Source organism: Nitrococcus sp., from assembly GCF_059432795.1.
Genome location: NZ_JBXWZQ010000074.1, coordinates 1 through 5,670, shown reverse-complemented (window position 1 = coordinate 5,670; position 5,670 = coordinate 1). Strand labels below are relative to the sequence as shown.

Sequence of the window (5,670 nt, the reverse complement as noted above, 5' to 3'; positions counted from 1 at the left end):
GATCGATAGGCTCATGACTCAGCGCGAATCCGATATGGTCGGTTACCAGATCGCCCGGCCAGTAGCGTTTATCGTAAAGGGTCCAGCTATCCACACGCCGCCGGCTGCCACGGACATGGCCTTGGGATACGCAGCTCGGGTTCCGCACAGGCGCTTCCAGCGCGAGCCCGTGAACGAGCGCGGCCAGGCCAACAAGGCGGCTCGCCTTCGGCAAGACGGCTCCCTGAAAGGCTACGGGTTGCTCCAGTTCAAGTTTCATTGGTCGAAAATCGTTCACTAATGTCGAAAAAAGTACAAAAACAGGCCCTGTAGTCGAAAACCAATATAGCGTAGTTCAGGTCGAAAATCATTCAATAAAGTCGAAACTATCAACATTGTTTTCATTTTAGTCGAAAAACAAGCATGGGGTCAGGTCTCACATTGCAGCATTCCCCAGAAGCCTGGAAATTGCCGAGAAAACAAATCGGTCCCCTTTGGTGATCCTCAGACCGGCGAGGTCCGATCCGACGGCTGCGAGGGTATCGCCTGCTGGTTTATCGACACCGACTTCAACGAAGAGAGCTTTTTCGTCCGCCACGCCTACTTCCCCGTGGTCACCATTGATTGAATACGTGCCTGGGCGTTTCCCACCCTGTGTTGCTCCCCGGTAACGCATGGGCAACAAATCGACGGAAACTCGTCATCCCCGTCTACATCCGAATCCTTGCCTACCCCGGCTGGGAGTGCGGGGTCCAGCTCTCTTCATCGCCTTGCGCTGCTTACGATGATGCCACCCTCCCGTCATAGTCCGCTCTCCGGTTCTGCGTCAAGGGGACTCGGACGATACCCGCGCGCTCAGATCCGGGGAAGGACGTCGGGGTTTGAACGCTTGCGCTCGGCATACGATTTCCGTGTATGCACGGGCTGCGTGGAACGAAGCGGCCATCACCGGGAATCCGGCTGGGTTCGGTTTATGTCTGCTCTTCAACCGGGAGACGGAATCCGGGATAGACGAATGCGCTACTGATAGTAGCGCAATCCTTTTCAGAGACTCCCGCGCGGCGCGCGGTTTCGTACCAAGTGGCGCTGATCTGCTTCTCCATCGCAGTGATGATTGCCTCTGCCTGTTCGCGTCGGAGGTAAAAGCGCCGACTTTGGGAGAGCAGATTTTCGGCATGCGCATAACGACCCCAGTCACCGCAACTCAAGGCAAGGTCGCGGCGCTCCAGGCTGACCGGCGTTGAAGGCATCAAGTCGTATGCCGGTGAGAGCTTCCACTCTCTTGCTTTGGCGATGACAGCGTGGTTGCGCGGATGATCATCAATATTCGAGATCAGGGCATTAAAGGCCATCCGGCGAAATAACTCCGCTGCATCTTGTTTCGGATTGGCGCTGACCCGCCGCAGTTCTTCGGCCATCAATACATAGGACCATCGCTCGCGATGTTGATGCGTGTCCTCGGTGCGCAGCAAGGTGAGCCCGCTAACCATACGGGCGCGCAGATAACCCCCATCCGATTTTTCACGGTCAAAACGCTTTACGAGCAAAACATCACGCCCGCCGACCTTGATGATCCGGCTCTCCGCGCTCTGGATGCCACAGGCACGGGCAAGCAAGAGCATCGCATGCTCAGCGCGCGCATGGTTCCATCGATCATCTGGCCGATTGAATTTTGCGACCCACAGCCCGTCATCATCCTCGACGACAGTCTTTGGACGCGCCCCGCCCATGGACGTGCCGATCAGCATCAAGTCCTCAACCTGATCGGCCTCCGGTCCTTGCGGCGGATCTTTATCGGCGATGACGGCATCGGCAAGGTCGAGCAACCTTTCAAGATCGAGCGTTTTGTTGAATTCGCGCTTGGGCGCGGGCGGCTCCGGTCCCAGCCCGAACCCCAGTGCACCGGCGCGGTCGTCAGGCGCGTATAGAAGATAATCGAGCTCGCCGAGCTGCGGCTTTCCGGCATACTTTTCGATGACGCGGCGGCCCCAGTAGTCAGGGCCGGCATCGCGCAGCGCACCGAATACGCCCTTAAGCGCGGTCGTGCGGTAGGTCGTCTTGCCGAGTCTGAGTTCGACAGGATCGATTGGCACGGCCTCCGGGCGTTGCAGATAGCTCTTGCCGTAAACGAAACGCCCGACCGGCGTTCCGGTCCGGTCTGGTTCGAGTACGAACTTGCCCGCGGTGACGAATTCAGTAGTGCCCGGCAGGATCAGATAGACATAGCATTCCGTTGCGCCGATCTCAGAAGTCACTATCAAGCTCCTCTTTGTAGCGCGCGCGAACGCGTCCGCTCGATAGCTCCAGCCTCAGCCCTTCTTCATCACGTGCCGGATCGGCGAGCGCCGCCATTGGCTCCAGCAAGCCATAGACCCAAAGCAAGGCGGTATAGACCGCAAGTCCGGTCGAGAACTTGCCCTTCTCCGCATCGCGAACGGCGCGTGGCCCGGTGCCAATCTTTTCGGCGACATCCTCTATCGTCAGATTGCGACGCAGGCGGGCCGTGCGCAGGTTTTTGCCCAGGCGTTTGATGGCCTGCTCAACGGGATAGGGCGGGGTTTCATATAGAAGATTCTTGGCCATCATCTGCTCTCAAAGGCCTTATAAAAGGGTTTATAAGCTCTTGAGAGCATATCAGGGCCTATCGGAGTCGTCAATGAATTACGCGCTTAAGAGCATGTTATCGTACTTAAACTGCTTTTAAAAGCACATTTACAGAATACATATGGAAGGAGGCCAACCGCCTCGCTAACAGGTTCGGTATTCCGGTCGAGGTTCGCTTCCAATGGCGTGACAACGAAAAGGCCCAGCATCCGGGCAGGATTGGTGTGCTCCGCGCGGGATCGTGAGCGTCCCCTGCCTCCGCAGGCAGAGGCGCTCAATTGAGAGTCCGTAATCGTGCGTTACCCTGGACCGAGATGTAGGAGCCGGCTCCCTGGCTGCTACACCTCAATATTCTCCTACTGAGCCGATACCGCAGATGCCCCAAGGGCATGCTGAGTACGCGCGTCTCGGTCAATCCCGATCTGCTCGACTGGGCTTTGGAACGCGCCGGAGTGAGCACCGATGCGCTGGAGGCCAAATTTCCTAAGCTGCGCGAGTGGCTGACGGGGGAGCTTGCGCCGACCTTGAAGCAACTGGAGGCCTTCGCCGCCGCGACGCATACCGCCATCGGTCTGTTGTTATTGTCGCAACCGCCCGATGAGCCGTTGCCCATTCCGGATTTTCGCACTCTGCCACAGGCGCGGCTGTCGCGGCCTTCTGCCTCCCTGCACGCCAAGAATTTCTCTGTGCTATATGCAGGCAGGGCCGCAGTGCTGGCACCGCTATACGACGTCCTGTCGACGGCGGTCTATCCGACCCTGACGCCGAAAATGGCGATGAAGATCGGCAGCAAGTACAAGTTCAGCGAAGTCGAGGCACGGCATTGGAACCAGTTCGCGGAAGCAGTTGGCCTCGGCAAGGCTCAGGCCAGAAAACGCATTCTGGCCCTGGCAAAGTCGATGCCGCCAACTGCGCGTGCACTTCAGTCCAGCCATGGGCATGGCTTTGCTGGCCATGCCGTGGTTGATCAAGTCGTGGCGTTGATCGAGCAACGCTGCGCCTTGACATTACGAAGACTCAGCGGGTCGGAAAGCGTTGAGGACGCAACAGGGTCCGCTACGTGACCCCGTACCTATTTCCAAAGGTGATGGTCAGCGTGGCGCGGGTGTGGCAACGTGCTCGGACCGCCTTGTCGCCTCTCGAAACTCTGCGGTCGATGAAACGAGACGCTTGTTTTCGTACGCCACAAAGTCGCACAGGCGGTGGTGTTCTGCGCCGTCGGCAACCCTCGACACGGACCGATGGCGTTCACGTCACCCATGGATCGAGTACCGCCACGCCGGTGGGGGCGAAATCGGCCACGTTGCGGGTCACCACGGTCATTCCGTGTACCAGGGCGGTTGCGGCGATCAGGGCGTGGCGCGCGGGGCGTACATCGGGCACATGCAGGCGCGCGCCGGCACGCGCCACGGCGATATCGACGGGGAGAATTCGGTGAACGAATGCCGGCAGGACATGCTCCTCCAGCCAGGCGCGCAGGATCCGACCCTGGGCGGCGTCCCGCCCCTCGCAGCGCAGGACGCCGATTTCAAGTTCCTGCACCACGATGACGGAGACGAACAGTTGCGCCGTCTCCGCTTGCTCGGCCCACTCGGCTACCCGGCGATCGGCCTTGCCGGAACGTACCTTGCGCAACTCCGAAACGACATTGGTATCAAGCAGGTACATCAGCTCAATTCTGCCGGGCGCGCCGGATCGCGCAGCGATGGAATGTCCAGTTCCACGTCCTCGGCGCCCGGCATGGCGAGCAGGTTGGCGATTTTCTCCTGTTGCCCGGTGAGGCGCCGATACTCCTCGATGGTCAGCAGAACGTGCGCCGGACGACCCCGATCGGTGATGAACACCGGGCCGTTGCCGGCCGCTTTCTTGGCGTCGCTGGCACGCTGATTGAATTCACGGCTGGTCATGGTGGTCGTGGTCATCGGGTATTTCCTTCGTGACAAGATGTAGATACGTTACTACATATTGCCGTCATCCACCAGTGGTGTGCGTTTCGCCCCGGTCTTCTATGGTCCCCTTTGTGGCCGTACCCCTGGCCGCCTCCGAGAGCACAAGATACGGCATCAAATGATGTACTATTTGTTGTAATGCAATCGAATGAGGCGTGGGCATGCGTACGACCCTGAATATCGACGACCAGTTACTGGATGAAGCCCGGCGCATTACCGGCATGACCGAAAAGGCCGCCCTGGTGCGGGAGGGGCTGCGCGCGCTGATCGAGCGCGAGAGCGCCCGGCGCCTGGCGCGGCTGGGGGGCAGCGAACCGCAGTTGGAGTCGACACCGCGCCGGCAGTCCGATCCGGCATGATCCTGGTCGATACCTCGGTGTGGGTCGATCACCTGCGTGCCGGCGATGCGCCGCTGGCGGCAATGCTGAACGGCAGCCGGGTATTGATGCACCCTTTCGTACTGGGGGAACTGGCCTGCGGCAACCTGCGCAACCGCGGCGAAGTGCTGGCGCTACTCGAGGCGCTGCCGCGGGCGACGGTCGCCAGGGATGAGGAGGTGCTGTTCTTTATCGAACGCAACACCCTGATGGGCAGGGGTATCGGCTATGTGGATGTGCACTTGCTGGCTGCGGTGGCACTGGACCGATCGGCGCGACTGTGGACTCGGGACAAGCGTCTGCGGTCGGTGGCCGAGGTCTTGAACCTGGCGTACGGCGAGGCGTAGGGGGCCACGCGGCATGGGACCAAAAACAACGAACCGATGACCTGCGCCGATGACAGCTTCGTTCTAGAACCGCAACCGGCGCGGACTGACACCCTTGACCGCCGAGCAACTCGAACTATCCAGGACCCTGGAGGTGAACAAGCCGACCGTCGACGCCGCATAGTGCCAATTTCCAAAGGTCAGCCCAAGGTAATCAGATACTTGCGCTCTTGACTGTCGAATCTGGGTGCTCGATGCCAAGGTGCGGGAGTTCAATCCGCGCTACGCCGATGCCGAGGGCGCATGGCTTGGGTCTTTTCGCCATCTCCACGCCGATATTTCCGGCAACCAGAACGAACTTATCGAGTCAAGAAAAATATATCGTAACATGTTGCGAGTAACGACGATAAAAATGTTTTAGTCGTAATATATTAC

The 5,670-nt window shown here is 59.4% G+C and carries 10 protein-coding genes; 4 read left to right on the top strand and 6 right to left on the bottom strand.

Features of this window, described 5'->3' with window-relative positions; translation table 11 throughout:
• From AC52Q4_RS05910 to AC52Q4_RS05895, 4 genes are all read right to left on the bottom strand, one after another.
• On the bottom strand, positions 1–259 hold a 259-nt coding region (locus tag AC52Q4_RS05910), incomplete at its 3' end, for a hypothetical protein (RefSeq protein WP_495535878.1).
• Positions 260–415: 156 nt separating this feature from the next.
• Positions 416–577: a hypothetical protein gene (locus AC52Q4_RS05905; RefSeq protein WP_495535877.1), complete on the bottom strand. Its 162-nt coding sequence runs from the start codon at positions 575–577 to the stop codon at positions 416–418.
• A 373-nt stretch (positions 578–950) separates the two neighbouring features.
• Positions 951–2,234 carry a type II toxin-antitoxin system HipA family toxin gene (locus AC52Q4_RS05900; protein WP_495535876.1) on the bottom strand — a complete coding sequence of 428 codons (1,284 nt, stop codon included), beginning with the start codon at positions 2,232–2,234 and terminating at the stop codon, positions 951–953.
• Positions 2,224–2,562: a helix-turn-helix transcriptional regulator gene (locus AC52Q4_RS05895; RefSeq protein WP_495535875.1), complete on the bottom strand. Its 339-nt coding sequence runs from the start codon at positions 2,560–2,562 to the stop codon at positions 2,224–2,226. The genes AC52Q4_RS05900 and AC52Q4_RS05895 overlap by 11 nt, the downstream gene beginning before the upstream one ends.
• A 410-nt stretch (positions 2,563–2,972) precedes the next feature.
• On the opposite strand from AC52Q4_RS05895, the gene AC52Q4_RS05890 reads away from it, so the two are divergent.
• Positions 2,973–3,647: a HipA domain-containing protein gene (locus AC52Q4_RS05890; protein WP_495535874.1), complete on the top strand. Its 675-nt coding sequence runs from the start codon at positions 2,973–2,975 to the stop codon at positions 3,645–3,647.
• 184 nt (positions 3,648–3,831) lie between these two features.
• Here the strand turns inward: AC52Q4_RS05890 and AC52Q4_RS05885 are convergent, their stop codons facing one another.
• A complete protein-coding gene (locus AC52Q4_RS05885) occupies positions 3,832–4,251 on the bottom strand; it encodes a type II toxin-antitoxin system VapC family toxin (RefSeq protein ID WP_495535873.1) in 420 nt (139 codons plus the stop codon).
• Positions 4,251–4,505 carry a type II toxin-antitoxin system Phd/YefM family antitoxin gene (locus tag AC52Q4_RS05880; RefSeq protein WP_495535872.1) on the bottom strand — a complete coding sequence of 85 codons (255 nt, stop codon included), beginning with the start codon at positions 4,503–4,505 and terminating at the stop codon, positions 4,251–4,253. Before AC52Q4_RS05880 ends, AC52Q4_RS05885 begins: the two co-directional genes overlap by 1 nt.
• Positions 4,506–4,693: 188 nt before the next feature.
• On the opposite strand from AC52Q4_RS05880, the gene AC52Q4_RS05875 reads away from it, so the two are divergent.
• The 3 genes from AC52Q4_RS05875 to AC52Q4_RS05865 all read left to right on the top strand — a co-directional run bounded on the left by AC52Q4_RS05875 (position 4,694) and on the right by AC52Q4_RS05865 (position 5,656).
• On the top strand, positions 4,694–4,891 hold the full coding sequence (locus AC52Q4_RS05875) for a type II toxin-antitoxin system VapB family antitoxin (protein ID WP_495535871.1): 198 nt from the start codon (positions 4,694–4,696) through the stop codon (positions 4,889–4,891).
• Entirely contained in the window at positions 4,888–5,256 is a 369-nt protein-coding gene (locus AC52Q4_RS05870; RefSeq protein WP_495535870.1) for a type II toxin-antitoxin system VapC family toxin, read from the top strand. The genes AC52Q4_RS05875 and AC52Q4_RS05870 overlap by 4 nt, the downstream gene beginning before the upstream one ends.
• A 226-nt stretch (positions 5,257–5,482) precedes the next feature.
• Complete coding sequence (locus AC52Q4_RS05865) at positions 5,483–5,656, top strand: hypothetical protein (protein ID WP_495535869.1); 174 nt, start codon at positions 5,483–5,485, stop codon at positions 5,654–5,656.
• The last annotated feature ends 14 nt before the right edge of the window (positions 5,657–5,670 follow it).